The sequence below is a fragment of the Acinetobacter sp. UBA5934 genome, from assembly GCF_002430855.1.
Taxonomy (GTDB): domain Bacteria; phylum Pseudomonadota; class Gammaproteobacteria; order Pseudomonadales; family Moraxellaceae; genus Acinetobacter.
The window spans coordinates 6,226-6,457 of sequence record NZ_DJDC01000069.1 but is presented as its reverse complement, the minus strand read 5'-3'; the positions used below and the strand labels follow the sequence as shown (position 1 = coordinate 6,457).

Genomic DNA, 232 nt, shown 5'->3' with positions numbered 1-232 from the left:
AACGGCATTGCCAGCAGTTCTGCTTCAAATCATGACTCTTATAGCAATAATGCAAGAATTATTGCGCAATCGGGTTCTGATGAGTCCTCTTCCAGCTTGCCCCCTCAATACAGTGCACAACGGCAAATTATTATGGCCTCTGACGGGAGTTTTACTGACGCCCCTTCAGGCTCATATGCCACGGCACATGCAACGGCTTCAGCAAAAATTTCAATCGCTGATAATTAAATTG

1 pseudogene is annotated in these 232 nt (G+C 45.3%); it reads left to right on the top strand.

What is annotated here, in order from left to right:
- Positions 1-228 (top strand): annotated as a pseudogene (locus B2Y23_RS05010) (lytic transglycosylase domain-containing protein); the annotation flags it as partial.
- Positions 229-232 lie beyond the last annotated feature (4 nt).